This window comes from Actinospineispora spinosispora DSM 44797 (assembly GCF_000429025.1).
GTDB classification, from domain to species: domain Bacteria; phylum Actinomycetota; class Actinomycetes; order Mycobacteriales; family Pseudonocardiaceae; genus Pseudonocardia; species Pseudonocardia spinosispora.
Genome location: NZ_AUBB01000024.1, coordinates 177,167 through 203,691, shown reverse-complemented (window position 1 = coordinate 203,691; position 26,525 = coordinate 177,167). Strand labels below are relative to the sequence as shown.

Here is a 26,525-nt window from a genome sequence, read left to right as displayed (position 1 = left end):
GTCTGTAATCCCTTCAGCACCGTCGGCGCCCGGCCGGTGTCCTAGCCTCACTCACATGCGCGTCCTGATCACCGGCGGTGCCGGGTTCATCGGTTCCCACATCGCCGACCTGCTCGCCGACACCGGCCATGAAGTAGTTCTGCTCGATGCGTTGTTGCCGCAGGCACACGGATCATCGGGCGCCCCAGGCTGGAGCGAGCGCCACCGACTCGTCGTCGGCGACGTCCGCGACCGCGAGCTGCTGGCCTCGCTGTTGAGTGGGGTCGACGCGGTATGCCACCAGGCGGCGATGGTGGGCCACGGCGTCGACCCCTCCGACGCCCCCGAGTACGCCTCGCACAACGACTACGGGACAGCGGTGCTGCTCGCCGCGATGCACGCCGAGGGTGTCCACCGGCTGGTGCTGGCCGGCTCCATGGTCGTCTACGGCGAAGGCCGCTACGAGTGCGCGGACCACGGTGTCGTGCGCCCCGGCCCACGACGGCGGGAGGACCTCGATGCGGGCCGGTTCGAGCCGCCCTGTCCGCACTGCGCCGCTCCGCTGACTGACGGGCTGGTCGGCGAGGACGCCCCGCTCGATCCGCGCAGCACCTACGCGGCCAGCAAGCTCGCCCAGGAGCACTTCGCCTCCGCGTGGGCCCGTCAGACCGGCGGGACGGTCTGGTCGATGCGCTACCACAACGTGTACGGCCCCCGGATGCCCCGGGACACCCCGTACGCCGGGGTGGCGTCGATCTTCCGTTCCGCACTGGCCGGCGGCGAGGCTCCCCGGGTCATGGAGGACGGCCGTCAGCGGCGGGACTTCGTGCACGTCACCGATGTCGCGCTGGCCAACGCACTCGCGCTGGCCGCCGACGCCGAGCCCGGCGGGCTGACCGCGGTCAATGTCTGCTCCGGCGAGCCGCACACGGTCGGCGAGCTGGCGGGCACCCTGGCCGCCGCCATGAACGGGCCGGAGCCGGTGATCGTCGGCGGTGCGAGGGCAGGCGACGTACGGCATGTGGTCGCCTCACCGGCCAGAGCACGTGAGCTGCTCGGGTTCACCGCGCGCACCAGCTTCGCGGACGGCGTCGCCGCGTTCGCTACCGACGAGCTGCGCGAGCCCGCCGCCGCTACCGGGTGAACTCGGCGAGGTCGACCACGACGGGCACCGGGGCCGCCGTGATCGTGGCTCGGGCGGCGGCTGTGGCGATGTTCTCGACCTCGTAGGTACCCTCGACCAGCCGGTGTGCGGTCAGCATCGCGCCGTTACGGTCCTGGGTGACGGTCCACAGGAACGGCACGCCCGCGGCGGCGTACCCGGCTCTCTTTGTCTCGCGCTCGTGCCGGTCGTTGCCGGGCGACCAGACCTCCACCACCAGGACGACCGTCTCGGGGGCGAATGCCACGCCGACCGGCCGGGTGTTCAGTACCACGACATCCGGGATGAGCGCGGTGCGCCAGGCCGTGCTGATCTCGACATTGATCGCCGGAACCACGTAGAGGTCGGCGCGGCCTGCGCCGCGCGTCGCCAACCGAATCTGGTCGATCAGGAGAGACGACGCGAACTGGTGTTCGCCCGATGGTGCAGGAGTCAGGTGTAGGTATCCGTAGATCAGTTCCACGCGAGAGCCGTCCGCGGCGGGGGGCAGAGCAAGCCAGTCCGACACGGTGTGCGGGCCGATCGGCCGATATATCTCGGCGGCGGCAGCCACTCAGCCTCACCTCGCACTCGGAAGATCTACCTCCCCTAGTTTAGTCGACGTCGGCGGTACGTCCCATCCGCTGGCCGAATGCCCATCCTCGGACGAGATACACGAGCGCCGACGCCGCGAAGAACACCGCGCAGAGAATCAGCCACCTGGCGAGGAAGGGCTCCTGGGTCAGCCCGGTCGCGGCCTGGTAGGTCACCGCGCCCTGGCGGATGATGCCGGGCAGGAACAGCACGAACGTGAGCGCCGACGCCATCAGCGGGACACGCACGTAGTTGACCGCCCTGCACCGGGACAACAGCCGGTCGACCGCGGCGTAGAGCGGGAACGCCACGAGGTCGTGCGCCACGATCGCGGCGGCGAACCAGACCAGCATGCGCAGCCACTGCGGGTTGTCCGCGACACCGAGCGCGGCGCCACCGGCCAGTGCCAGCGCGGCGAGCATGAGCACCAGCTGCAGCGGATGTGCACCGTACAGCGCGGTAAGTCGTCTGATCATCACGAGGCACTCCGGAACTCGATCGAGCCGACCCATTTGGTGCAGTGCACCCCGGGCAGGGCTGGGACGACGACGCGGGCGGGAAAGCCGTGGTCCAGGCTCAGCGGCGCGCCGTTGACGTGGGTGGCCAGCAGCGCGTCCGGGTGCAGCACCTGCGCCGAGGTCAGCTGGGCCGAGTTGAACGCCCCGGCCCGCTCCACCGAGCGCACGCGGGCCGAGGTCGGGGCCGGCACGCCGGCGCGGGCCGCCAGGTCGCGCAGCCGCACCCCGGACCAGGTCTGGGTGCTCGACCAGCCCTCCACGCACGCGATGGGCAGGGTCGCGGTGTGCCGGGGAAGCGCCGCCAGTGTGGCCGCGTCCAGCAGCACGGGCTCGGTTCCTCCGGTGAGCGACAACCGCCAGTGTTCCCCGACGTCGGCGCCCACGACACCGGCAGCGTTCGCCGTCCGGTTGATCTGGAAGTCCGTCGGGCCGTCGCCGTAGGAACGGCCCCGGGGCAGCAACAGTGCCGCCGGTCGCAGGACCCCTCCGACGGTCTGGCCGACGGTGAGGGCGGCGACCAGCAGCGACCCGCTGCCGACCAGAGCCAGTGCGCCCCGGCGGGACACGGTCGGCGGCCCGGGCTCGATCGCCACGAGACTGTCCGGATCGGCGGGGTCGGACGGCTCGGGCCGGGTGTCGGCGACGCCGGTGCGCAGCTCGGCACGCAGCGAACGGGACCGCAGGCCTCGCAGCATCGTGGGCAGCTTGACCACCACGTGCGTGACGAAACCCGCCACGAACACCCACGCGCCGTAGTAGTGCGCGGTGTAGAAGTCGAAACCGAACACGTAGTCGTACTGGATGTTCAGCACGCCGGTGGCAAGCTCGAACAGGATGCCGCCGACCAGCGCGAGCAGCGACAGCCGCTCGACCAGCTGGGCCAGCGAACGGGCAGGCGGCCAGGAGAAGAGCCTGGGTACGACCGACCACAGCTTGGCCAGCACCACCGGGATCAGCACCAGCCCGAGCCCGACGTGCAGCCCCTGGGTCAGCCGGAACAGCCACGACGGGCGCGCCGGCCAGGAGAAGTACGGCAGGTGCAGCCAGCCGACGTTCCCGGGGAACGCCTGGCCGAACTGGGGGCCGTACGCGATGTAGTCGAGCAGCCCGGTCAGGATCACGACCGGCAGCGTCACCAGCAGCACCGCGCCGAAGATCGAGGTCAGCCAGGTGCCTCGGATCGGGCTGCGCCACGCCTTGGTCCGGCCTAGAAACGGCGGCCGGAACCGTGCGATCGTGCGCCACAGCGCGGCGGGGAATCCGTAGTCACCGGAGGTCATGGCGGTGACGTTAGCCAGGTGATCACGGTGTTCGGGCTGGTCCGGGCCGTCTGTAAGCGTGCGGTAAGCGATCAGCAACAACCTGGTAAGAGCTAGTGCGCTGGCCACGAACCTTCACCGGCCCTCGACGTCCCAGCTTCGTGGTCAACGCACTAGCGGTTCGCCAGCGGGAGCCGGACCTCGAAGCTGCATCCGGGTCCGGAGTTGCGCGCGGAGATGTGCCCCTCGTGCGCCTCTACGAGGCCGCGCGCGATGGCGAGGCCGAGTCCGGCGCCGGAGTCCGCGAGATCGTCGGTGCTGGTCGGGGTGCGCGCCGTGGTTCCACGGAACGCCACGTCGAACACCCGCTCGAGGTCGTGCTCGGGGATGCCGCCGCAGCCGTCCTGCACCCGCAGCCAGGCATGCCCGTCCTCGGTGCCCGCCGCGAGCACCACGGTCCCGTCCGGAGGTGTGTGCCGGACGGCGTTGGAGACGAGGTTGCGCACGACCCTGGCGAGCTCGGGGTCGCTGCCCCAGACCACCGGCCACACCGCGTCCGACTCGGCGGCGAGCCGGACGCCCTTGCTGGTCGCGCGCGCCGACTCGGCCGCGACCGCCTCCGACACCACCTCCTCCAGCGGGACCGCCGCCAGGCTGAGCCGCAGGGCCCCGGAGGTGATCCGGGACAGCTGGAACAGGTCCTCGACCATGCCGGCGAGACGTTCGGTCTCCTTGCCGATCCGCCGCGCGTACAGGGCCGTCTCCTCGGGCTCGCTCACCACGCCGTCGGCGAGCGCCTCGGACATCGCCCGGATGCCGGCGAGCGGGGTGCGCAGATCATGGCTAATCCAGGTGACGAGCTCACGCCGCGCCGACTCCGCCGCCCGTTCCCGATCCCTGGCCTCGCGTTCCCACACGCTGTCGCGGGCCAGTCCCCTGCCGAGCAGCAGACCGGCAGGCACCGATACGGCCGCCACCACCAGACACACCGCGACGGTGCGGTTGAGCTGCGGATCCAGCATGAAACCGCTGACCCCGAGCACGCCGACCAACGCGGCCAGCACCGGCATCAGCACCAGCACGGTCACCGCGGCCATGATCGAGTAGCGCCGCATCAGCTGCAGCAGTACGGCACCGACGAGCGCGATCGGCAGCGTGAACATCAGGGCCAGCTGCCACACCTCGCCGAGTTCGGCCCACACCATGCTCATCGAGCGTCTCCTCTACTCAGGCCTGGTCGGTGACGGGGTCGTAGCGGTAGCCGACGCCCCACACGGTGCTGATCCGCCGGGGCCGCGTCGGATCGGGCTCGACCTTCTCGCGCAGTCTCCGCACGTGCACGGTGACCGTGGACTGGTCGCCGAAGCTCCACCCCCACACCTTCTCCAGCAGCTCGGCGCGGGTGTAGGCCTGACCGGGGTGTCTGATCAGGAACGCGAGCAGGTCGAACTCCCGGACGGTCAGTGCGAGCTCCTCCCCGGCCAGTACGGCGCGCCGGGCGGACGCGTCGACGGTGAGATCCCCGTCCGAGGCCGGCGGGATCGCCGACGGCTGCGCGACGTCCTTCGAACGGCGCAGCACCGAACCGACCCGCAGCACCAGCTCACGGGGACTGAACGGTTTCGTCACGTAGTCGTCGGCACCCAGCTCGAGGCCGACGACCCGGTCCTCCTCCTCGCCGAGCGCGGTCAGCATGATGATCGGCAGGTAGGCACCGCTGTCGCGTCTGCGCAGCTCACGGCACACGTCGAGCCCTGACCGGCCGGGCAGCATGAGGTCGAGCACCACCAGGTCCGGGTGCCGCGTCGTGGTCGGGTCACCCGCCAGCGCGAGGCCGTGTTCCCCGTCGGCGGCGAGCGACACCTGGTAGCCGGCCTTCGTCAGATAGCGGCTCACCACGTCGCGCACCGTCGGGTCGTCGTCGATCACCAGAACGTGTCCGGCCGCACCAGTCATAGGTCAGAACCTACGGTGCGGCCCACCACGTCGAGGGTCGTGCTGCACCACACGGGTCTCACCGTCATCACTCCGTAAGCAGCGGAAGTACCCTCTCGGACCTCCGGTGTTCCTACTGTCGGACCCATGATCACAGCCGATGTCGTGCTGCCCTGTCTCAACGAGCGGGAGGCGCTGCCCGGGGTACTGCGCCGGTTGCCCGCCGGTTACCGGGCGATCGTGGTGGACAACGGCAGCACCGACGACACCGCGCGCGTCGCCGCCGACGCGGGTGCCATGGTCGTGCACGAGCCCCGCAAGGGCTACGGGTCCGCCGTCCATGCCGGGCTCGAGGCGGCCACCGCGACATACGTGTGCGTGCTCGACGCGGACGGTTCGCTGCCGCCCGAGGTGCTCCCGGTCATGGTCGCGCGGGTCGCCGAGGGTGGGGCCGAGATGGCGGTCGGCCGGCGGATGCCGACCGGGGCGGGAGCCTGGCCGTGGCATGCGCGCGCCGGCAACGTGGCGATCGCGGCGCTGCTGCGCCACCGCGGCGTTCCGGTGCACGACATCGCCCCGGTGCGGGCCGCCCGTCGAGCGGACCTGCTTGCGCTGGACGTGCGCGACCGCGCGTCCGGCTATCCGCTCGAGCTGCTCCTGCGGGCCGCCGCCGCTGGCTGGCGGCTGCACGAGCTCGAGGTGCCCTACCGGCCTCGGACCGGGGGTCGTTCGAAGGTGTCCGGTTCGCTGCGCGGCACGGTGCAGGCGGCCGCGAACATGACGTCCGTGCTGGCGACCATCCGATGACCGCCCCCGACCCGGTGCTGCTGGTACTCGCCAAGTCGCCGGTCGCCGGCCGCGCGAAGACCCGGCTCTGCCCACCCGCCTCGCCGGTCGGTGCGGCCCGGATCGCGGCCGCGTCGTTGCTGGACACGGTGGACGCCGTGTCCGCCGTACCCGGCGCCACACCGATGGTCGCCTGGAGTGGGGAGCTGGCGGACGCACAGCGGCACGACGAGGTCGTCGCGTCGCTGGCCGGGGTGGTCCGCTTCGAGCAGCGCGGCGGGACGCTGGGTGAGCGGATCGCCGCTGCTCACGCCGAGGTCGCCGATCGCGCGCCGGGTTCCGCCGTGCTGCAGATCGGCATGGACACCCCACAGGCGGGTTCCGGTGTGCTGACCGAGGCGCTGCGCGTGCTCGGGGGACGCTTCGACGCGGTACTCGGGCCCGCGCTCGACGGCGGTTGGTGGGCGCTCGGGCTGCGGGATCCGAGGGCCGCTGCTCTGGTCGCGTCGGTCCCGACCTCCCGCGACGACACCGGGGACCGGACGCTGCACGCGTTGCGCGCGGCCGGGTTGACCGTCGCGTTGCTGCCCGAGCTGAGGGACGTCGACACCGCCGAGGACGCGCTGGCCGTCGCGGGGTCCGGTTCGGCGGGCCGGCGTTTCGCCGCCGAGGTCGCGTCGGTGCTGGGTGCGGCCCGTCTGCACGCCTCGCGCTCGTGAGCATCGACGCGGGTCCCCGGCTGCCCCGCGCATTCGACGCGGGCCTCGCCGGGCAGTTCTGCCGGCTGGACCGGTCCGGCGCGCCGCCGATCGCGCTGCCGGTTCGGCGGTGGCGGGCCGACGCCAACCGTTCGGACCGGTGGCTGTTGCGCGCGTGCCAGGGCCCGACCGTCGACCTGGGATGCGGGCCCGGCCGGCTGGTCGCCGCGTTGGCCGAGCGTGGCGTCCCGGCGCTGGGGGTGGACAGCTCGGACGTGGCGATCCGGTTGTGCCGCGCACGAGGTGCTGTCGCACTACGCCGGGACGTGTTCGAGCCACTGCCCGGGGAGGGGCGCTGGCATCACGCGCTGCTCGCCGACGGCAACATCGGCATCGGGGGTGATCCTGTCGCTCTGCTTCACCGGGTGCGGGGTCTGTTGTCCCGGCGCGGGTCGGTTCTGGTGGAGCTGACCCGGCGGTCCGGCCTGTGGCGTGGACCCGCCCGGCTGGTTGCTTCGGACGGGTCGGACAGCGGCTGGTTCCCCTGGGCGCAGGTGGGGTTGGACGCGCTACCGGCGGTCGCCGCGTCGGCCGGCTTGTCCGTGCGACGAAGCCGAGCCGGCAGACGCCCCTACGCCGAACTGACCCCCACCGCGTGAGTGGCCCTCGTGAGTGGCAAGGGTGTCTACCCCGGAGGGGCGCCGAAGGCGTAGGCGCTCGGAGCACTCACGACAGCTTTTCCGTCGTGAGTGCTCCGGGCGCCTATAGGCGCCCTTGCCACTCACGAGTCGACGGCGAAGCCGAGATGCCTTGAAGCCGGGTACGGGCTAAGCCGGGTACGAGGCCGTGGTCCCGACCGCGTGCAGAGAGTGCACAGCCTCGGGGTTCTCGTGAGTGCTGAGGCCGCCTATAGCCGGACTGGACCCTCACGACGGAAAAGCTGTCGTGAGTGCCCACCCCGGCTACGCCTTCGGCGCCGCTTCGCGGTAGGCAGCCTCATCACTCACGAGGGGGAAATTAGGAGCCGCACCGGCGTTGGGAGGGGGGACCTACGCCGGTGCGGCGGCTAAAGCCCGATCCGGCACTGCGGACCAGGACTGGCTGGATACCTACTACGGTACCCGCATTTGGCGGATTCGACCCCTTAAAAATGAGGCTGTTTTCGAACGGTGACCCTTCCGCCGCTTGCTGGCTACCGTTCACTCAGTTGTCAGGCTTTCCCGCCAGCACCGCACGCAACGTGCGTCCATCGCTCAACACCAGTTCCACGGTGTCACCGGGCGCGTGGCTGCGGATCGCGGCGACGAGCTCGCTGCCGCCGGGGATCGGCCGCTTGTCGATTTTCACGATGCGGTCCTGCGGCTTCAGACCGGCGGCCGCGGCGGGGCTGTTCGGCTCGACACCGACCACCAGCGCGCCGGGTTGCTCGGCGAGGGGCGCCAGCCGGCCGGCGGTCTGCACGCTCGCGCCCAGCGAGGCGGTCATGGCGTGGCCGGTGTGCTGCAGCTCGGCGGCGATCCGCTTGGCCTGGTTGATCGGGATGGAGAAGCCGAGGCCGACCGAGCCGCCCTGGCCGCCGTCTCCCGCCACGCTGGCGATCGCGGTGTTGATCCCGACCACGTTGCCCTCCAGGTCGACCAGCGGGCCGCCCGAGTTGCCTGGGTTGATCGCCGCGTCGGTCTGGATGGCGTTGAGAACCTCGTCGTTGGAGATCGGGAGCTTCAGCGAGTCGGGGTTCTCCGGGGCCGGTCCGGGCAGCGGGGGCAGTCCCCCGTTCGGCCGGGGCAGCGGTCGTCTCGGCAGGTCCGGCGGTGCCGGGTCGTCGCCGTCGGAACCGACCGAGACCGCACGGTTCAGTGCGCTGACGATTCCGGTGGTGACCGTGCCACCCAGGCCCAATGGAGAGCCGATTGCCATCACGGTCTGGCCGATCTGCACCGAGTCGGAGTTGCCCAGGGTGATCGGCTTCAGGCCGGACACGTTCTGTGCCTGCACCACGGCGATGTCCGACGTCTTGTCCCGTCCGACGATCTTGCCGGGCACGACCCTGCCGTCCTGGAACAGGACCTTGAGGTCACCGCCCGCCGCGGCCATCGACACGACGTGGTTGTTCGTCAGGATCAGCCCGTCGGGGCTGATCACCATGCCAGAGCCGGCACCGGACTGCTGCCCGGCGGTCACTCTGATCTGGACCACGGTCGGAAGCGTGCCCTGCGCGACCTCCTCAACGACACCTTCCGGCGCCGCGCCCGCGTCGGCGTCCGGCGACGGGCCGTCCAGGACGCTGAGGTGCCCGCCCGAGGCCGCGTAGCGGTAGCCGACGATGCCGCCGAGCCAGCCGCCGATCAGCGCGGCGACCAACGCGAGCACCACACCTCCCACCAGCAGCTTCCGCCGGGTGGAGCTACCGGTGGACGGTGCCGAGGAGGGCTGCTGGCCCGGCGCCTGGCCAGGAGCGCCCGGCGCCGGGGCGCCCTGCTGGGCCGGGGCGCCCGGGTAGGCCGGGACCCCCGGATACGGGGCACCACCCGGGTACGGCTGCGTCCCGGGGTAGGCGGCAGGCTGCTGCCCGGCGAACGCACCGGTCGGCACGGCCTGTTGCGGGATCGTCGGGACCGGGGCGGTCGGTGAGGCCTGGCCGTCCGGGCGGGCCCACGGTGAGGACCCGTCGCCGGGAGCGTCCGGGCGCTTCGTCGAGATCGGCTCGGTCGGCGGATTCGGCTCGGTGGGTCCCTCGGTCGGCTCCGGTGACTCTCCGGCGGCCTTCTCCTCAGAGCCGGCGGTTTGTTCGCTCGCGACCGGCGCGGTCGTCTCGGCGGAGGCCTGCTTCTCGTCGGCCTCCGGCGCCGCATCGGACGGCTTGTCCTCGGCGGGCGTCACCTCGGCCGTCTTGTCGGACGTCTCGGTCTGCGCGGCCTTCTCGGCGAACTGCCGCTCGAACTGCTCTCGCTCGGCGGAAGCCCGCTGATCCTCGGCTGGGACCCCCGCCTTCTGCTCGAGTTGCTCGGCGGCGTCGTCGCGCCGCCCTGGCGTCTCGTCGTAGGCCATACCCTCACCGTCGTTCACAAAAGCGGTAGAAGAAACAGAAGCGCGCGGGCCTCGGCCCCCGAGAGTAGGGCATGTCCCTATCCCCCCGAGGCCCCGTGCGAACGCCGACCCGCACAACTCACCCGGCTGAACCGGGCAGTGTGACGGCCAGCAGCGCGCCGCCCGCCACGCTTCGACCAGCGCGGACCGTGCCGCCGTGGCGTTCGGCGACCTGCTTGACGATCGCCAGGCCCAGCCCGCTGCCGGGGCGTCCCCGGTCCTCGGTCGCCCGGTAGAACCGATCGAAGACCCTGGGCAGGTCGGCGTCGGCGATGCCGGGGCCGGAGTCGGCGACCTCCAGCATCACCGTGTTGTCACCGACCTGGTGCAGCCCGACCTGGACGACGCCGTCCGGCGGGCTCCATTTCGCGGCGTTGTCCAGCAGGTTCAGCACGGCCCGCTCCAGCGCGGTCGCGTCACCGAGCAGCGTCCAGGGCACCAGCTGCGGCTCGAAGGTGACCTCACCGGCTCGACGTCGGACGCGCTGCAGGGACCGTTCGATCACCTCGACCAGCTCGACCGACTCGTGCACGGCCTGCGGGGCGTCGTCGCGTGCCAGTTCCACCAGGTCGCCGACCAGCGTGGTCAGCTCCTCGATCTGTCCCCGGACGTCGTCGAAGATCTCCAGCCGGTCGGACTCGGGCAGCAGGTGCGCGCCGGGTGCGCTGGCCGCGATCAGCAGCTCCATGTTGGTGCGCAGCGAGGTCAGCGGGGTACGCAGCTCGTGTCCGGCGTCCGCGACGAGCCTGCGCTGTTGTTCCTGCGCGGCGGCGACGGCACCGAGCATCACGTTGAAGCTGTGCGTGAGCCTGGCCAGCTCGTCGCTGCCGGTGACCCGGATCGGGCGCAGGTCACCGGTCGACGCCACCCGCTCGGTGGCGGCGGTCAGCCGCTGGACCGGGCGCAGACCCGCGCCGGCCACGGCGGCTCCGGCGAGCCCGGCCAGCACCACACCCGCCCCACCGACCAGGGCGAGGACCACGCCCAGTCCGGCGAGTGTGTGCCGCATCGGGTCCATCGGCTGGGCCAGGATCAGCGCGAGACCCCGCGGTCCGGCCGGCACCGCGAGGACCCGCAGGTCGTGCACGGTGCGCAGCGAGCTGGCCAGCTCACCGCCCGCCACGTCCCGTTCCGCGTCCCCGATCGGCGGCGGGGGCGACCCCAGCGCCGCGACCCCGTGACCCTGCGAGTTGATCAGACCGACCCGGATGTCCGAGCCGTACAGCGCGGCGACCGGCAGCGCGTTCTGGTTGTTCAGGATGCCGCTGGACACGACCGTGTTGGCGCGCACCACGAGCTGGTCGTCCAGGTCCGAGTACAGCGAGCCCCGCACGACGAAGTACGCGGCGGCCGACACACCCGCCGAGGCCAGACCGACCATGATCGCTGCGAGCAACGCGACCCGCATGCGCAGCGACACCTGGTCGGTCGCGCCCCGCCACGCGGCACCGCCCTGTTCCGCCGAGCGCTCCCGCATGGCCGCGACGAGCCGCTGCCAGCCCTCATGTACGCCTGACGTGGCCCTTCTCAACACGCCGGCCTCATCACGGGGGGCTCTCCCGCAGGACGTAGCCGACCCCGCGCACGGTGTGGATGAGCCGCGGTTCGTCCTCGGACTCGGTCTTGCGCCGCAGGTACCCGATGTAGACCTCGAGCGCGTTGCCGGTGGTCGGGAAGTCGTACCCCCAGACCTCCTCCAGGATGCGGGTGCGGGTCAACACTCGCCTCGGGTTGGCCAGCAGCAGCTCGAGCAGCGAGAACTCGGTGCGGGTGAGGCTGATCGGCCGGTCACCCCTGCTGACCTCGCGGGTCTCCGGGTTGAGCGACAGGTCGCCGAAGGTCAGCGGGTCCAGCTCGGCGTCGACGTCGGTGCCGGTGCGGCGGCGCAGCAGCGCGCGCAGCCGGGCGAGCAGCTCTTCGAGCGCGAACGGCTTGGGCAGGTAGTCATCGGCGCCCGCGTCCAGACCGGCGACGCGGTCGGACACCGCGTCCCGCGCGGTCAGCACCAGGATCGGCAGGTCGTCGCCGGTGCCGCGCAGCCGGCGGCACACCTCCAGCCCGTCGAGGCGGGGCATCATGACGTCCAGCACCATCGCGTCCGGCCGGGCCATGCCGACCGCGGTGAGCGCCGCCTGCCCGTCGGTCGCCAGGTCGACCTGATAGCCGTTGAACGACAGCGATCGCCGCAACGACTCCCGAACCGCCCGGTCGTCGTCGACCACCAGAATTCGCATGCGGCCAGTGTGAACCGAACGCCTGAGATTCACCTGAGCGGACCACCTCATCCGGTGCGACATACCCCTCGGGTCATGCCGATCAGCGGGCTTCCGATTATTCTGAGTAACCCTCAGGAGTGATGGAACGACCTGAGGATCAGTCCCGGTGGGGGTCGGGCCAGGTGAAAGGGGGAGCCCGGGTGCGCAACACACGAACCATGCGCGGCATGTTGGCCGCCGCGGTGGCGCTGACGCTCTCCGCCGGTCTGGTGACCGTGTCCGTCCAGTCCTCCGGCCCCTCGGCGCCGCTGGCCGACGTCGTGACACCCGCCGTTGCACCGGTCCGGCTCGCGTCCTCGGTGCCGCCCGGCGCGCAGCAGGTCGGCATCGTCGATCCGCTGGTCGTCACCGCCACCGACGGCACGCTGAACACCGTGACGCTGACCGGTCCGGACGGCAAACCGGTATCCGGAACGCTCAGCCCGGACAAGACCCGCTGGACCTCGGCGCCGCTGGCGTTCAAGAGCAACTACACCGTCGCGGCCACCGGTGCCGGCACGGACGGCACCCCTGGTCAGCCGCTGAACAGCACGTTCACCACCGTGGCACCGGCGCGGACGCTCGCCGTCACCGCGGTCCGCCCGAGCAACGGGCAGACCGTCGGCATCGCGATGCCGATCTCGATCTACTTCAACCGGCCGGTGACCGACAAGGCGGCGGTGGAACGCGCGCTCAGCGTCTCGCCGAGCATCGCCACCGAGGGGTCCTTCCACTGGATGAGCAGCCAGCGGGTGCACTGGCGTCCGAAGGACTTCTGGAAGCCCGGCACGACCGTCAAGGTCAACTCGTCGCTGCGCGGGGTCAACGCGGGCAACGGGACGTTCGGCGCGGGCGATCACACCTCGTCGTTCACCATCGGCGCCCACCACTACGTGACGGCGGACGCCGGCACCCACACCGTGACGCTGTTCGAGAACGACAAGCCGATCAAGACGTTCCCCGCGTCGCTCGGGCAGGCGAAGTACCCCAGCCAGTGGGGCATGCACGTCGCCTACGAGAAGCACCCGACGAAGCGGATGCGCTCGGACAGCTGGGGCGGCCCGCAGGAAGGTGAGGACGGCTTCTACGACGAGGTGCTGCCGCTCGCCGTCCGCATCTCGAGCAACGGCGAGTTCGTACACGTCAACGGAGCGACGGTGCGTCAGCAGGGCCGGGCGAACGTGTCGCACGGCTGCGTCAACCTGTCGCCCGCGAACGGCAAGTTCTTCTACGACTGGGTGCAGATCGGCGACCCGGTGAACGTGGTCAACACCAGCCGTCCGCTGACCCCGGCCGACGGTGACATCTCCGACTGGTTGTTCAGCTGGGACGACTACGTGGCCGGCTCGGCGCTGCACAACAAGCCGCCCGCGCCGGTCGCCACGCCGAACCCGTCCGCCGCGCCGGCCGCCGCCCAGAACAAGTAGCTCCTAGGAGTCGGCGTCGAAGCTGGCGAAGTAGTTCGCGGCCATGTCCTTGTCGCCGTGACCCTGTGCGTCGGCCCGGTGCAACCGCGCCGCGACGGCCTCCGCGATGTCCATCCGAGCGCCGCCAGCGCGACCGGCGTCGGCGATCAGATCGGCGTCCTTGGCCGCGTTGTTCACCGTGAAGCTCGGCTCCCACTCCTCGCCGAGGATCGCGGCAGCCTTCATCCGCAGGTAGGGAGGGTCGTGCGGACCACCCGCGACCGCATCGAGGAACGCCTGTGGGTCGACGCCGAGCGCGCGGGCGAACCCGAGCGTCTCGGCGGTGGCGCCGGTGATCGCCAGTACCCAGCTGTTGGCGACCAGCTTGAGCTTGCTGGCCGCCGTCGGGTCGTCACCGAGCCATACCGTCTTGCGTCCGACCGCGTCGAACACCGGCGTCAGCAGCGGCTCCGCCTCGGCGCGCGCCCCGGAGGCGAACATCAGCAGCTGGCCCTGCTCGGCCGGTGCCCTGGTACCCAGCACGGGCGCGTCGACGATCACCAGCCCGTGCTTCGATGCCAGTTCCGCGAGCTCGGCGGCGGCCGCCGGACCGACCGTGGTGCACTGCGCCCAGACCTGGCCGGGGCGCAGACCCGCTTCGGCGTCGGCGATCACCTGCGTCACGTTCGGCCCGTCGCGCAGCATCGTGACGATGACGTCCGCGCCGCGTACCGCCTCGGCGGGAGTGTCCGCGACCGTCGCGCCCTCGTCGGCCAGCGGGGCCGCCTTGTCCCTGCTCCGGTTCCATACAGTGAGCGGGAGCCCCGCGGCCAGAATGTTGCGCGCCATGCCGGCGCCCATGATCCCCGTTCCCAGCAGTGCGACAGTCATGGCACCAGGCTACGAACGCATCGGGTGCGCGTCGACCTCGGCGATATAGCGCAGCTTGGTCGGCTCGTCCAGGAACGCGGCCCGGAAGGAGTTGCGGGCCAGGGTGCGTACCTGGTCGTCGTCCAGGCCGAGTGACTCACGCACGGCCGTGTAGTTGTCCCCCACGTATCCCCCGAAGTAGGCCGGGTCGTCGGAGTTGACCGTGACCAGCAGACCGGCCGCCAGCATTCTCGGCAGCGGGTGGTCTGCCAGGTCGTCGACGACCCCCAGCCGCAGGTTCGACAGCGGACACACGGTCAGCGGAATCTGCTGCTCGGCCAGCCGCGCGACGAGCTGGGCGTCCTCCATGCTGCGTACACCGTGGTCGATCCGTTCGACCCGCAGCACATCGAGCGCCTCCCAGACGTACTCCGGGGGGCCTTCCTCACCGGCGTGCGCGACGGTCCGCAGCCCGGCCGCCTCGGCCAGTTCGTACAGCTCGGCGAACTTCGACGGCGGATGCCCCACCTCCGCCGAGTCGAGACCGATCGCGCTGATCCGATCGAGGTGCGGGCGGGCCGCCTCGAAGGTGGCGCGCGCGGACTCGACACTCTCGTCGCGCAGGAAGCACAGGATCAGTCCGGTGCTGATGCCGTGCCGCTCCGGCGCGGCGTCCAGCGCCCGGGAGATGCCGCCGATGACCTCGTCGATCGGGACACCCCGCGCGGTGTGCGCCTGAGGATCGAAGAAGATCTCCGCGTGCCGGACGCCCTGCTCCCGCGCCCGCGCCAGGTAGGCCTCGGTGAGGTCGGCGAAGTCCTGCTCGGTGCGCAGTACCTGCATCAGCGCGTAGTAGAGCCGCAGGAACGAGCCGAGGTCGGCGAACGAGTAGGCCTCGCGCAGCTCGTCCGGTGAGGCGTAGCTCAGGTCGACACCGTTGCGCTCGGCCAGCGTGAACGCCAGCTCCGGCTCCAGCGTGCCCTCGATGTGCAGGTGAAGCTCGGCTTTGGGAATCGGCACGCACCCCAGGCTAGTGGCGCGACCGATCATGATCACGGCCACGCCGCGCACCCTGTGGTCACACCGCGCGATGTGCACGTAGCGCGGCGTGGACGGACGGTGCGCGGTGTCACCGACGGCCGGCTATCGGACGGCGGGCGGCGGGTTGGTCGCGAGCCATTCGGCCACGGGGATCGGGCGTGCGGACGCGTAGCCGGTGTTGAGGGGGATGTCGCCCGCAACCGAGCGGTACTCCACCGGCCAGGCGTGCAATCCCACGAACGCCCGGGGATCGGCCGCCATCATGGCCGCGTAGTCCCGCACCGCGCGGACGTAGCGCACGTCGTTGTTGTAACGCTTGAGCGCACGGTCCAGCCGTGCCGGGTCCGCTCCGCCGTTCGCCGCGAGGTAGTTGGCCGCGCCGAGGATCGCGTCCCTCGGCTGCCACACATCGCCGCCGAGGCCGTACTGCGCCCAGGTCGGCGGCATGAACTGCATCGGCCCCTGCGCTCCCGCGCTGGACAGCCCGACGACCCGCCCCATGCGCGTCTCGACCAGGTTGACGGCGGCAAGGACCGTCCAGTCGACACCGAACCGCTGCTGCGCCTCGCCGTACAGGCCGCGCAGGGTGTCCGAGGGCAGCGGGTCGACGATCCGCCAGGCAGGCAGGTTCGCGCCTGGCGCCCCGGCCAGTGAGGTGAGCTGCCGGTAGGCGTCGGCGGCGTAGCGGGCCGGTTCGCGGCGCGCGGGGTCGAGCGCGGCGAGCACCTGGGCGTCCCACTCCGGGTGGGACCCCAGCTCCTGGTAGGCGTCCTGCGCGTCGCGTCCCGCCGAGGCGAGTGCCTCCCGCGTGACCTCAGGATCGTGGATCACGCCCTCCGCGGCGCCGATCCGGCAGGCGAGTGTGGCCGGGTCCGGCGTCGAGGCGCAGGCCGGGCCGGGCGCGTTGCCGCCGCCGGCCGAGCAACCGGCCGACGTCAGGAGCAGCAGGGCGAGGACAACCGCTGATAATCGGGAAACCACAGTGCCTTCGACGGTAGCCGACGACTCAGGCCCTGGCGCCGCCCCACCGATCGTGGTGCACCGCGGCGGCCAGCGGGCGCCGCGACCGCCAGCCGTGACGTTCCAGGTCAGGCACCGTTTCGAGGTGGCTGACCGGTCCGACGCACAGCCAGGCGACCGGGCGGATACCGTCCGGGATGGCCAGCAGCTCGGACAGGAAGGACTCGGCGAAGAACGACACCCAGCCGACGCCGAGGTCTTCGGCGGTCGCGGACAGCCACAGGTTCTGGATGGCCAGACACACCGAGTACAGCCCCGCGTCGGCGATGGAATGACGCCCCAGCACGGCGGGCGCACCCCGGGCGGGGTCGTAGGTCACGACGATCGACAGCGTCGACTCGAGAATGCCCTCGACCTTGATGTTGTCGAACCGGTCGGCGCGCTCCCCGTCGAGCGTGGCGGCGAACTCGCGGCGTTGCCGTTCGACGTGCTCCCGGAACGAGCGCCGGGTGACGTCGTCACGGACCAGGACGAAGTCCCACGGCTGGCTCAGACCGACACTGGGCGCGGCGTGCGCCGCGTCCAGGACTCGGTCCAGTACCGCCGGTTCGATCGGTTCGCCGGTGAACTGGCCCCGGACATCCCGACGGCGATGGATGACCTCGTACAGCTCGCTCAGGGTGTGCACCCCGCCACCCTCTCAAACCGTGGGTGAGCCACCTCGCGTTGACGACCGGCTTTGCTGAAAGCAAGTATTGCCTAATGCAAGAGCTAGCGTCCGACACCGACCCCGAGGTCGCCGCGTTGGAGATGCTGACCAGGGTCCTGGTCGGTCTCGCCTGGAACAGCGCACACGCGGCGCCCTCCGGTCTCTCGTTCTCGCAGTTCCGGTTGCTGCTGGTGCTGCACCATCTCGGCAGGGTTCCGTCCTCGCGCCTCGCGGCGGCACTCGGGGTCAATGCCTCGACCGTCACCCGGCTCGCCGACAAGCTCGTGACCAGCGGATACCTGGAGCGCGGCGCGGACGAGCGCAATCGTGCCGTGGTGACGGTCGAGGTGACCGAGACCGGCCGGACGGTCGTCGCGCAGGTGTTGGCGGTCCGCCAGATCGCACTGCGCGACGCGCTCGACCGCATGCCGGAGCAGACCCGGGCGTCGGTCGTCGACGGCGCGCGGCAGTTCTGCGCGACCGCGGCCGACGTGCCGGCGTTGCACTGGACCGGACCGGGGCCGCTGTGAGCACGGCGCGTCACCTGCGTGACTTCGAGCTCAGACCCGACGTCCTGGCGATCTGCGCACTCGCGATCCCGATCGGCGCGGTGGCCTCCGTCGTGGCGTGGGCGCTGCTGCAGCTGATCGGCCTGTTCACGAACCTGTTCTTCGCCGGCCGCCTGGACACGACGTTGGTCGCGCCGCACAACTCGCACTGGTGGGTTGTGCTGTTCGTGCCGGTGCTCGGCGGGCTCATCGTCGGCCTGATGGCCAGGTACGGGTCGGAGAAGATCCGGGGTCACGGCATGCCGGAGGCCATCGAGTCGATCCTGGTCGGCGGCAGCAAGGTCCAGCCCAAGGTGGCCGTGCTGAAGCCGGTGTCGGCCGCGATCTCGATCGGCTCCGGCGGCCCGTTCGGCGCCGAAGGACCGATCATCATGACCGGCGGCGCGGTCGGTTCGGTCATCGCGCAGTTCCTGCGGCTGACCGCGGACCAGCGCAAGACGCTGCTGGTGGCGGGCGCGGCGGCGGGTATGTCCGCGACCTTCAACGCTCCGCTTGCGTCGATCATGCTCGCGGTGGAGCTGCTGCTGTTCGAGTGGCGGCCGCGCAGCATGCTCCCGACCGCGCTGGCCGTCACGACGGCGACGATCTGCCGCTGGTCGCTGCTGGGCACGGCGCCGATCTTCGGGCTGCCGGACACGGTGCTGCACCTGGACCCGGCGATCTTCCTGTGCTGTGCCGCGATCGGTGTGCTCGGCGCGCTGCTCGCCATCGTGGCGACCGGTCTGGTGTACCTGTCGGAGGACCTGTTCGGCCGGCTGCCGCTGCACTGGATGTGGTGGCCCGCGATCGGCGGGCTGGTCATCGGCGCGGGCGGGCTCGTCGAGCCGAGGGCCCTCGGCGTCGGCTACGACGTCATCGACGAGCTGCTGCACGGCAACGCGACGCTGGGGCTGATCTTCGGCATCCTCGTGGTGAAGACGCTGATCTGGTCGATCTCGCTCGGCTCGGGCACGTCCGGCGGTGTCCTGGCGCCGACGTTCATGATCGGCGCGGCCCTCGGCGCGCTGGTCGGGCACCTGTTCCCGCCGGTCAACCCGGGTTTCTGGGCGCTGCTCGGCCTGGCGGCGGTGCTGGGCGGGGTGATGCGCTCGCCGCTCACCGGGGTGATCTTCTCCCTGGAGCTGACCCACCTGTGGAACGCGCTGCTCCCGATCGTGGTCGCCGCGTCGATCGCCTACCTGCTGTCCGCGCTGGTGCTCGGCAGGTCCGTGCTCACCGAAAAGGTCGCCCGCCGCGGCTACCACCTGACCAGGGAATACTCGGTCGATCCGCTGGAGGTGCTGTTCGCCAGCGAGGTCATGTGGACCGACATGGTGACGTTGCCCGGCGACCTGAGCCTGCGCGCCGCCCTGGACGACTTCACCTCGCCGGAACACGTCCAGGAACGCGACCGCCAGCACCGCCAGCGGCTCTACCCGATCCTGGAGGACAACCGCCTGGCCGGCGTCGTCACCCGCCGCGACATGCTCGAGGTGACGTTCGGCCCGGACGACGACCGGCTCCTGTCCGACGTCATGGTCCGGTCGCCGCTGGTGGTGCACGCCGACCACACGCTGCGCGAGGTGGCCAACCTGTTCGCAGAACACGGTGTCGCCCGCGCTCCCGTCGTCGACCGCGACGACCACGGGGTGCTGCTCGGCATCATCACGGTCACCCAGCTGCTGCAGGGCCGCCACCGCGACCTGGTCGAGGAGCGCACGAGCGAGCGCGTCCTGCCCCTACCGTGGGCCCGCCGTGCCTAGTGCCTCGATCCCCGGCCCGTCGAGCTCGTCCAGCGCGACCTTCCGTCCGGAGATGACCAGGAGCAGCGACAGCGCGGTGCCGGCCACTCGTGGACCGTCGCCGAGCTCCACGTCCGCGTCGCTGGCCGTCAGCCGGACACGGGACACGAGCTCCTTGGCGCCACCGAACGAGGCCGGGGTACGCGCCTGGAGCCGCAGCGCCCGCACGACGACCTCACCCGGGTAGGCGCGGGTGAGCCCGAGGGGCCGGCGGATGTCCTCGCCGTGCACGACCTCCTCGACGAGACGGGTGTCGAGGTGCGCGGGCGGGGTCGAGGTGCGCGAGGCGACGTGCCGCAGCCGCTCGAGCGTCTCCCCCGGCGACGCCCCCCGCTCCCGCTCCACCCCGACGGCGTTCTGCCGGTCGAAGTCGAAGCGCGCCATGGCGAGCCCCACCAGAAACCCCAGTCGCGTGGTCTTCGCCGTGTCCACGAGGTGGGCGGCGACGTCGTGCACCGTCCAGCCCGCGCACAGCGACGGCACGTCCCAGCCGCGGTCGTCGAGCTGCGCGAGGTCGTCGATCAGGGCCGCACGCTCCACGTGCACCAGTGGCCAGACGTCGCTCATGATTGCCTCCTCCGCTCGGATCCATCCTGTCCGGAGGTGAGACCGGAGAGGCCCCCGGAAATCATCGCTCGCACGCGAACCCGGTGAGAACGCTCGTGATTGCGCGAACAACCGATGCGACTGCGAATGAAATATCAGGTTCTGACCAGGCACTTCCACGATCGTGACACGGTCGGCCCTGGATGCCGCACTCCGGCTGGCAACCCAGGCGAGAAGGAGCAGACTCGTGACCTCGACCTTATGGATCATGCTGTTCATCGGAGCCGTGCCCGGCTACTACCTCGGTCGCTGGCGCGCGGAGAACCGCAGGGCGCGCTTCGACCAGGACAACGTGTGGAAGGGCCGCCACAAGTACCGCGACGGCGACTAGGCCGAGCAAGATCACGACACCGGATCACCGGTCCCGTGGCCGTTGCCCAGGTGTCGACCGGCAGGCTCTAGACTGTGTCACGGACTACGGGCTCCTCGCGGGCCCTGGTCCCGTGAGCCACTCTCCACTTCTCACGGAAGTGGCTCTGACCAGCACAGACGAATAGCGCACGCCCTCGTAGCTCAGGGGATAGAGCATCGGTTTCCTAAACCGTGTGTCGCAGGTTCGAATCCTGCCGAGGGCACCAGGTCAGAACGTTGACCAGCGATCTTGGATCGCAGATGTGGTGCTATTCGTGGTGCGAGTCGCCTAGAATGCGCACCATGGCTGCCTCGCGACCCCGCCCCGCTGAAGGCCGCAAGCGCGGCGAGATCGAGACCCTGCCCAGCGGCTCGCTGCGGGTGAAGGTCTACGCGGGCATCGACCCACTCACCGGCAAGCGCAACTACCTCACCGAGGTCATCCCGGACAGCCCGGCGGCGCTCAAGGATGCGAAGGCCGCGCGCACCCGTCTGATCAACCAGGTGGACGAGCAGCGCAACCCGCGAACGAAGGCGAACGTCAACCAGCTCATGGATCGCTACCTGGAGCTGCTCGACGTCGATGTGACCACCCGCAAAGGCTATGAGGGCTACATCCGCAACCACGTCCGCCCGCTCCTCGGCGAGCTGTCCGTGGCCAAGCTCGACGGCGAGGTGCTCGATTCCTTCTACTCGATCCTGCGCCGCTGCCGAACGCATTGCGACGGACGGGCGTTCATGGAGCACAGCAGCTCGGACGACGACCACGAATGCGACGACCAGTGCCGCTGGCACACGTGCAAGCCCCTCAAGGCGTCGTCCATCCGCCAGGTGCATTTCTGTCTCAGCGGCGCGCTGACGAGGGCCGTCCGCTGGCGTTGGATCACCGTCAACCCTCTCGACCAGGCTGAGCCCCCGAAGGCTGTCAAGAGCGATCCGGACCCGCCTACCCCGGAACAGGCCGCCTCGATCGTCAACGAGGCGTTCAAGGACCCGGCATGGGGTGTGTTCGTCTGGCTGACCATGACCACCGGAGCCCGGCGCGGCGAAATGTGCGCGCTACGTCTGGACCGCCTCGATTTGAACACGGCGACGCTGTCCATCAAGACGAGCATCGCCCAGGACGGCGCGAAGACATGGGAGAAGCCCACCAAGACGCACCAGCAGCGACGTATCGCACTCGACAAGGTCACCGTCTCGCTCCTGACCGCCTACCGTGCCAGCCGTGAGTCTGACGCCCGTGAGCTTGGCATCACGATCCCGAAGGATGGGCGGCTGTTCTCGCCGTCGCCCGACCATCTCGACTGGCTGAAGCCGAGCACCGTCACGCAGCGCTTTCACCGGATGTGCGCGCGGCTCGGCTGGGACATGCACATTCACCAGCTCCGCCATTACTCGGCGACCGAGCTGATTGCGGCTGGCGTGGACGTTCGCACCGTCGCCGGTCGCCTCGGTCACGGTGGCGGAGGCTCGACCACACTGCGGGTCTACACAGCATGGGTCTCTGAGGCCGACCAGCGCGCCGCTGGAAACATCGACGGCCGAATGCCCACGCTGCCCATCGATCTAGACTTGCTTGCTGGACCTTCGGCGGCTAAGCCAACGCCGGAACCGGATGAACAGGGCGCCCCTTACCAGCGAATCGCGTCCGATCTACGTGGCGCCATCAATAGCGGCATCCTGAAGTCCGGCGATTACTTACCCACGATCAAAGACATTCGGGAACGCTACAGAGTCTCTGTCGGTACAGCCCACCGCGCCCTCGGTCTGCTCACTGCAGCAGGTCTCGCTACGGCCGGTCGCGGCCGTCGGGCGACCGTCAGCAGACCTGAGCTGTGAGAATAATGATCGCCGAATACGGTCACGACCGCCGCTCAATAGCCGCAAGCGACCACACTTTCAGCAGATGCGAAGTCAGAGGCCGCTCAAGGTTTAAATAAGCCCGTCAAACTGAGCCACGGGATGACAGCATAATCGCAATCGCTAGGACAGCAACGACCGCACAGAAAAAACCAACCAGGAAGAACTTCCACCGCTGGCGGTCAGCCACAAACTCAACTGGCGGACCATTCTCGATCGATCCCATCGCCGTCTTGATGTCAGCCACAATCTCTCGACCTGCCTCTGCGACGGAATGACTCACGCCAGAGACGTCTGGGAGATACCGGATCATCCCAGAGAAGTCCTGCGAAAACTGCTCAAATTTTTCAGATGCCGCGTGGATTGCATTGGTATCAATCGCCGTGAGCGCGTCCGCTGCTCTCACCATATTGACACTGTTCTCTTCTAGGTTACCGAGCCGTACTGCCGCTGCGTAGAGCGTCGATGCATTCTCTTCGAGATGACCGAACCTCAGCGATGCAGCGTAGAGCGCTGCCACCGAATCAGAATCAATGTAATGGCGCTCGACTTTATCCAGAAGGAGCCGGAGCAAGTTCGACGTATCTCTACTAACATCTTCCAACTTGTCCAGAGCAGTCATGATCTCCATCTTTGTGGAAGATACTGCAAGGTTCAGCATCTGCTCCAATTTTCCCTCAGTGAAACTACTCAGTCCCTTAATCTTAGACTTTAAATCTTTCTCATTTTCCTCCTTCCACTGCAGAAGTCGAGGCTCAGTATATTTTTTCTCATTGGCTTTTCGATCTACAGGTGCATGATGGAAAGCACAGAGAAGGATCAGGTTCCCGAAACTATCCCGCTTATCTACCGACATCATCCGATAGCGTGGACCACCTGGCGAGACCGCCACTATGTGCGCAATCTGGACGTTCTTCTTCGTATCGCTTCCAAAGATACTGACGCTTGGCACCCGACAGCCTGGATAGTAGCATTTTATGCTCATCGCGAACATTGCAGCTTCGGTGGCCTTGCTGTAGTTGCGTTCGCCCACACCCATGTCCTTCCTCGCACCCCGCAGAAGGGATGGGTATACGTTAGCCTGCAGCTACGACAGTTTCGGCCAATCCACGGACTGCCGGATGCCCATCGATCGATTCAGCCGCCGTCGCTGTCGCACAGACCCGATCTCGTCGGCAAGTACGGTCGCAACTGCGCGATGCTTAGCGGCCTCGTCCAACTCCCCATCAGCATGGTGCGCCAGAGCCAGGTCGGCACGTAGACCTGTCTCGGCTCGGACGAATGTCGAGTCGTGTCGGGCTAGCGCTTCGCTCAGAACAGCGATGGCATCAGGATGGCCGAACCGAGCAAGAGCGTGACCACGCCAGCGCGCAAGATGCACGTCATCCAGCGCCATGTACGGGCTCCCGGGTTCCGGTTGCAGGCTCTGTGGCAACAGCACGGCAGCCTGGTCGAACGCGCGGAGACTCGAGGACTGCTGGCCATTCGCGGCGAGAGCTTCACCATGGGCAGCGGCGAGCCAGGCGCGCAACAGCGCAGGAGCGGACCGACGGGTGCTCTCGCACGCATGTTCGGTGAGATCTACCGCGAGCGCAGTCTCCCCCGTGTCCGAGAGGACTACGGCTTGTTCCGCTTGGGCGTGCGCGAGCCAGGTGGGTGATTCGGCGATACGCGCCGCCTCGCATGCATTCCGGTAGTGATTCCAGGACCCGAGCGTTTCGCCCCGGTCAAGGGTCTGCCACCCAGCCAAGGTGTAGGCGTCGACGAGGATGAACGCCAACGCTCGACGCGTGTCGTCGTCGACTGTGTAGTCGAGCAGGCGGCGGACGTGTACCGCATGGCTGAGTAGCTGGTCCAGCAGAGCCCCAGCACCGAATCGGCGGTCAAGCTGTCGAACGGTGTCGATTTGACTGGCCAGCAACCGGACCGTCTCAGCGTCGACTCGTCGCGCATTACGGAGCTCAGCCGACAGCAGCTCCGCACTGGACGTCGTAGTGACGACCTGCCGGTGCCTTGAAGGGCTGGCTAGCAGCTCTTCCCACGACTGACCGAAGATTGCTTCCAGCAGACGCTGGGTGGCCGGACGAGCCTCGCCCGCGTACTTGCCGCCCGCCAGACGTTTCAGGTGACGGAGGCTGAGTGTGCCGGGTTCACCATGTTCACGGGCGAACGTCTCGGCGTAGCCGACGAACTCTTCGAACGTCATCCGCCGCGCCCGGATCTGCTCTTCCAGCACCGTCCTGCCAGCCCGGCGTCCGTTCTTCTCCACTATCCCGCGTCCCCCCTCGCCCCGTGCGGTGGCACGTCTATGGCCTCGCCGCGTCATTCCGCTCAATATAGCGCTGATGAAACGCTGATTTCAGTCATGCTGTGTTCAGGGAGACGAGGAATCAGCGAGTGTGTGCGCAGAGGTTGACGGCCCCGGGGGGCCGCGCGTGAACGCGGCAGAGGATCGGCTGTTGTTCATCTGGGTGGCGGCGGCGTTCAAGCCCCGGGTGAGTCACGCCGTGACCGACGAACAGATGGTTATCGCGGTCAAGACCGGCGTTCACCGTGGCCTGTGCGGGACCGTGTTCCTCGCGGGATCGATGCTCACGCCACCGGCTCCGAGGTGCACGCTCTGCCGCGACATCGTTCGAGCGCACCAAGAATCGGTGGCACCGACGCCTCTCAACCTGCTCGCTCGAAGCCTGCGTCAGGCCGCGGCGATAGTGCGTCGACCAGTCGAGCCGAACGCCACTCGCAGCGGATGGCACCGACATGGATGAGCCGGTAGACCCGTTCGCTCCGCGCGATTGCTGGTGCACCCCAGCGGAGCTGGCACTGGGCGAACACCGGCACCGCTGCCCGGCGGGCGGCCCGACCTGGGTGGTTGGCCGATCAGCCTGGGGAACCAACACCTCCGACATGGAGCCCGAGGAGAGGAATTGATGCAGGTCACCACGACAGCACGGTTCGGCACACACGAGGTGACCGGGGTCGTTCTGCTCCATCGCGCATGGCTGCCGTCCCCAACACCGGCCGCCACCTGGATCAACGCTCCGGTACCGCTAACCATCGAGGAAGTCGCCGCGGTGCTCTACGACGTGTTCGACACCCGCCAGATGCACGCCGACGATCCGACCGAAGCCCGACGATGGGTAGCCGAGCTGGTGATCAATGGCGGCTGCACCGCGATTGAAGAGGCTCATTTCCGTGCAACCGAGGCACGCCGGTCCGGTCGCCTCGACGCTGCGCACTGGACCGCTTGCGACCGGCTCGCCCGCCTGGCCGTCGCCGAACCATCAAATTCGTGACATTTTCCGTGACAAGAGGTACCTTCGCTTCGACCGGTCACGAAATATGTCACCAAATTGGAGGCGGTCTCCGATGATCTGCGCAGGATGTGGAATGGAGCTCCCGGCGCGATCGAGCACCCGCGGCAGACCGAACCGCTTCCACAACGCGACATGCAGGCAACGTGCGCACCGGGCGGCCCTCGCTGTCCGACATCAAGAACTTCTCTCAACGCTGGTCACGATCGAATCGGCGCTCAGCGAGATCAGACGTTCGGTTCTCAGCGGACAGGAGCTCCCCAGCGACGCTGGCCGCCACCTGAGCGAGGCCACCAACGAAGCTCTGCGGCAGATCAACGAGGTCACCGCCCTACCTGTCGCCGCAGACACCGACGCAAAACGTCCCGCGACCTCCGCTCAACGCATCGACGTTTCGCCGGTCGTTCCACGCGTGGTCACGGAATCTGTCACGGAAAAAGGAGGCGCCAAAGCCAAGCCGCCTCGACACGTAGCCTCCGCGGCGCGGTCACGGCGTCCGAGGCCGAAGCCCCTCGACCTCGACTCAGTGAGACTCGAACGGCGTGAGGAGCCGGAATCCGGCTGGCGGGTGCTGGCGGGTTCAGATGAGGCGCCAACCGTGGTGGGTTTTCTGGAACCGGTGTTCTCCGGCAGTACCGGGCGTCGTAGCGGTCGCTGGCTGGCGGTCACCCCTCAGCTCACGAAGCTGCCAGGTGGACCGTGGCGCAATCGCACCGACGCCACCGTGCGGCTGCTCGACTCCTACCAGCGCGCCGCAGCCAGGTGAGATGCGAGCGGCTCGAGCGTGCGGGGAGAGGCGCAAGCCA

Annotated in this window: 26 protein-coding genes and 1 tRNA gene; 12 read left to right on the top strand and 15 right to left on the bottom strand. The window is 69.3% G+C overall.

Annotated features, from left to right (window positions below):
- The first annotated feature begins 55 nt into the window (after nt 1–55).
- A complete protein-coding gene (locus tag G406_RS0110920) occupies nt 56–1,123 on the top strand; it encodes an NAD-dependent epimerase/dehydratase family protein (protein WP_028933859.1) in 1,068 nt (355 codons plus the stop codon).
- Here G406_RS0110920 and G406_RS0110915 read toward each other — a convergent pair.
- The 5 genes from G406_RS0110915 to G406_RS0110895 form a co-directional block, all read right to left on the bottom strand.
- The gene (locus G406_RS0110915; protein ID WP_084215958.1) at nt 1,113–1,694 is read right to left on the bottom strand and encodes a Uma2 family endonuclease; all 582 of its coding nucleotides are present in this window, start codon (nt 1,692–1,694) and stop codon (nt 1,113–1,115) included. The two genes, G406_RS0110920 and G406_RS0110915, sit on opposite strands and share 11 nt — an antisense overlap.
- 40 nt (nt 1,695–1,734) lie before the next feature.
- Nucleotides 1,735–2,190 carry a hypothetical protein gene (locus G406_RS0110910; RefSeq protein WP_037075976.1) on the bottom strand — a complete coding sequence of 152 codons (456 nt, stop codon included), beginning with the start codon at nt 2,188–2,190 and terminating at the stop codon, nt 1,735–1,737.
- Nucleotides 2,190–3,512, bottom strand: coding sequence for a molybdopterin-dependent oxidoreductase (locus G406_RS0110905; protein ID WP_084215957.1), 1,323 nt, complete (start codon nt 3,510–3,512; stop codon nt 2,190–2,192). Before G406_RS0110905 ends, G406_RS0110910 begins: the two co-directional genes overlap by 1 nt.
- Nucleotides 3,513–3,664: 152 nt before the next feature.
- Nucleotides 3,665–4,702 (bottom strand): sensor histidine kinase, encoded by a 1,038-nt coding sequence (locus G406_RS0110900; RefSeq protein ID WP_156934780.1) that lies wholly within the window; start codon nt 4,700–4,702, stop codon nt 3,665–3,667.
- A gap of 16 nt (nt 4,703–4,718) precedes the next feature.
- Nucleotides 4,719–5,447, bottom strand: a complete 729-nt coding sequence (locus G406_RS0110895; RefSeq protein ID WP_028933854.1) for a response regulator transcription factor — start codon at nt 5,445–5,447, stop codon at nt 4,719–4,721.
- A gap of 126 nt (nt 5,448–5,573) precedes the next feature.
- Between G406_RS0110895 and G406_RS0110890 the strand changes: the two genes are divergently transcribed.
- The 3 genes from G406_RS0110890 to G406_RS0110880 are packed head-to-tail and all read left to right on the top strand — an operon-like array spanning nt 5,574 to nt 7,569.
- Nucleotides 5,574–6,233, top strand: coding sequence for a glycosyltransferase family 2 protein (locus G406_RS0110890; protein WP_028933853.1), 660 nt, complete (start codon nt 5,574–5,576; stop codon nt 6,231–6,233).
- A complete protein-coding gene (locus tag G406_RS0110885) occupies nt 6,230–6,931 on the top strand; it encodes a TIGR04282 family arsenosugar biosynthesis glycosyltransferase (protein ID WP_028933852.1) in 702 nt (233 codons plus the stop codon). Before G406_RS0110890 ends, G406_RS0110885 begins: the two co-directional genes overlap by 4 nt.
- Nucleotides 6,928–7,569, top strand: coding sequence for a class I SAM-dependent methyltransferase (locus G406_RS0110880; RefSeq protein ID WP_245607076.1), 642 nt, complete (start codon nt 6,928–6,930; stop codon nt 7,567–7,569). Before G406_RS0110885 ends, G406_RS0110880 begins: the two co-directional genes overlap by 4 nt.
- Nucleotides 7,570–8,113: 544 nt before the next feature.
- Here the strand turns inward: G406_RS0110880 and G406_RS53850 are convergent.
- From G406_RS53850 to G406_RS0110865, 3 genes are all read right to left on the bottom strand, one after another.
- Nucleotides 8,114–9,958, bottom strand: coding sequence for a trypsin-like peptidase domain-containing protein (locus G406_RS53850; RefSeq protein WP_156934779.1), 1,845 nt, complete (start codon nt 9,956–9,958; stop codon nt 8,114–8,116).
- A 118-nt stretch (nt 9,959–10,076) separates the two neighbouring features.
- Entirely contained in the window at nt 10,077–11,474 is a 1,398-nt protein-coding gene (locus G406_RS0110870; RefSeq protein WP_028933850.1) for a HAMP domain-containing sensor histidine kinase, read from the bottom strand.
- A gap of 67 nt (nt 11,475–11,541) precedes the next feature.
- Nucleotides 11,542–12,231 carry a response regulator transcription factor gene (locus tag G406_RS0110865; protein ID WP_028933849.1) on the bottom strand — a complete coding sequence of 230 codons (690 nt, stop codon included), beginning with the start codon at nt 12,229–12,231 and terminating at the stop codon, nt 11,542–11,544.
- 182 nt (nt 12,232–12,413) lie between these two features.
- On the opposite strand from G406_RS0110865, the gene G406_RS46125 reads away from it, so the two are divergent.
- Entirely contained in the window at nt 12,414–13,679 is a 1,266-nt protein-coding gene (locus G406_RS46125) for a L,D-transpeptidase (RefSeq protein WP_169736673.1), read from the top strand.
- A 3-nt stretch (nt 13,680–13,682) separates the two neighbouring features.
- On the opposite strand, the gene G406_RS0110855 is transcribed toward G406_RS46125, so the two are convergent.
- The 4 genes from G406_RS0110855 to bluB all read right to left on the bottom strand — a co-directional run bounded on the left by G406_RS0110855 (nt 13,683) and on the right by bluB (nt 17,217).
- The gene (locus G406_RS0110855; protein WP_028933848.1) at nt 13,683–14,549 is read right to left on the bottom strand and encodes an NAD(P)-dependent oxidoreductase; all 867 of its coding nucleotides are present in this window, start codon (nt 14,547–14,549) and stop codon (nt 13,683–13,685) included.
- Between the two features lie 9 nt (nt 14,550–14,558).
- A complete protein-coding gene (locus tag G406_RS0110850; RefSeq protein ID WP_028933847.1) occupies nt 14,559–15,548 on the bottom strand; it encodes an adenosine deaminase in 990 nt (329 codons plus the stop codon).
- A gap of 123 nt (nt 15,549–15,671) precedes the next feature.
- Nucleotides 15,672–16,550: a lytic transglycosylase domain-containing protein gene (locus G406_RS46120; RefSeq protein ID WP_211241107.1), complete on the bottom strand. Its 879-nt coding sequence runs from the start codon at nt 16,548–16,550 to the stop codon at nt 15,672–15,674.
- A gap of 25 nt (nt 16,551–16,575) precedes the next feature.
- A complete protein-coding gene (bluB, locus tag G406_RS0110840) occupies nt 16,576–17,217 on the bottom strand; it encodes a 5,6-dimethylbenzimidazole synthase (protein WP_028933845.1) in 642 nt (213 codons plus the stop codon).
- 74 nt (nt 17,218–17,291) lie between these two features.
- On the opposite strand from bluB, the gene G406_RS0110835 reads away from it, so the two are divergent.
- Together G406_RS0110835 and G406_RS0110830 are read left to right on the top strand one after the other, a co-directional pair.
- On the top strand, nt 17,292–17,768 hold the full coding sequence (locus G406_RS0110835; protein WP_028933844.1) for a MarR family winged helix-turn-helix transcriptional regulator: 477 nt from the start codon (nt 17,292–17,294) through the stop codon (nt 17,766–17,768).
- Nucleotides 17,765–19,549: a chloride channel protein gene (locus tag G406_RS0110830; protein ID WP_037075974.1), complete on the top strand. Its 1,785-nt coding sequence runs from the start codon at nt 17,765–17,767 to the stop codon at nt 19,547–19,549. Before G406_RS0110835 ends, G406_RS0110830 begins: the two co-directional genes overlap by 4 nt.
- Here G406_RS0110830 and G406_RS0110825 read toward each other — a convergent pair.
- A complete protein-coding gene (locus tag G406_RS0110825) occupies nt 19,526–20,155 on the bottom strand; it encodes a maleylpyruvate isomerase family mycothiol-dependent enzyme (protein ID WP_028933842.1) in 630 nt (209 codons plus the stop codon). The two genes, G406_RS0110830 and G406_RS0110825, sit on opposite strands and share 24 nt — an antisense overlap.
- Before the next feature lie 226 nt (nt 20,156–20,381).
- Between G406_RS0110825 and G406_RS56715 the strand changes: the two genes are divergently transcribed.
- The 3 genes from G406_RS56715 to G406_RS0110810 all read left to right on the top strand — a co-directional run bounded on the left by G406_RS56715 (nt 20,382) and on the right by G406_RS0110810 (nt 22,384).
- On the top strand, nt 20,382–20,525 hold the full coding sequence (locus G406_RS56715; protein ID WP_156934778.1) for a hypothetical protein: 144 nt from the start codon (nt 20,382–20,384) through the stop codon (nt 20,523–20,525).
- A gap of 171 nt (nt 20,526–20,696) precedes the next feature.
- Nucleotides 20,697–20,772, top strand: a tRNA-Arg gene (locus G406_RS0110815).
- Nucleotides 20,773–20,848: 76 nt separating this feature from the next.
- Nucleotides 20,849–22,384, top strand: coding sequence for a tyrosine-type recombinase/integrase (locus G406_RS0110810; RefSeq protein ID WP_028933841.1), 1,536 nt, complete (start codon nt 20,849–20,851; stop codon nt 22,382–22,384).
- A gap of 106 nt (nt 22,385–22,490) precedes the next feature.
- On the opposite strand, the gene G406_RS56710 is transcribed toward G406_RS0110810, so the two are convergent.
- Both G406_RS56710 and G406_RS0110800 read right to left on the bottom strand, forming a co-directional pair.
- Nucleotides 22,491–23,438, bottom strand: a complete 948-nt coding sequence (locus G406_RS56710; protein WP_156934777.1) for an HNH endonuclease signature motif containing protein — start codon at nt 23,436–23,438, stop codon at nt 22,491–22,493.
- 54 nt (nt 23,439–23,492) lie between these two features.
- A complete protein-coding gene (locus G406_RS0110800) occupies nt 23,493–24,674 on the bottom strand; it encodes an NsdA family TPR-like regulatory protein (RefSeq protein WP_028933839.1) in 1,182 nt (393 codons plus the stop codon).
- 661 nt (nt 24,675–25,335) lie between these two features.
- Between G406_RS0110800 and G406_RS0110790 the strand changes: the two genes are divergently transcribed.
- Both G406_RS0110790 and G406_RS56705 read left to right on the top strand, forming a co-directional pair.
- On the top strand, nt 25,336–25,701 hold the full coding sequence (locus G406_RS0110790; protein ID WP_028933837.1) for a hypothetical protein: 366 nt from the start codon (nt 25,336–25,338) through the stop codon (nt 25,699–25,701).
- Nucleotides 25,702–25,795: 94 nt separating this feature from the next.
- Nucleotides 25,796–26,485: a hypothetical protein gene (locus G406_RS56705; RefSeq protein WP_156934776.1), complete on the top strand. Its 690-nt coding sequence runs from the start codon at nt 25,796–25,798 to the stop codon at nt 26,483–26,485.
- Nucleotides 26,486–26,525: the final 40 nt, after the last annotated feature.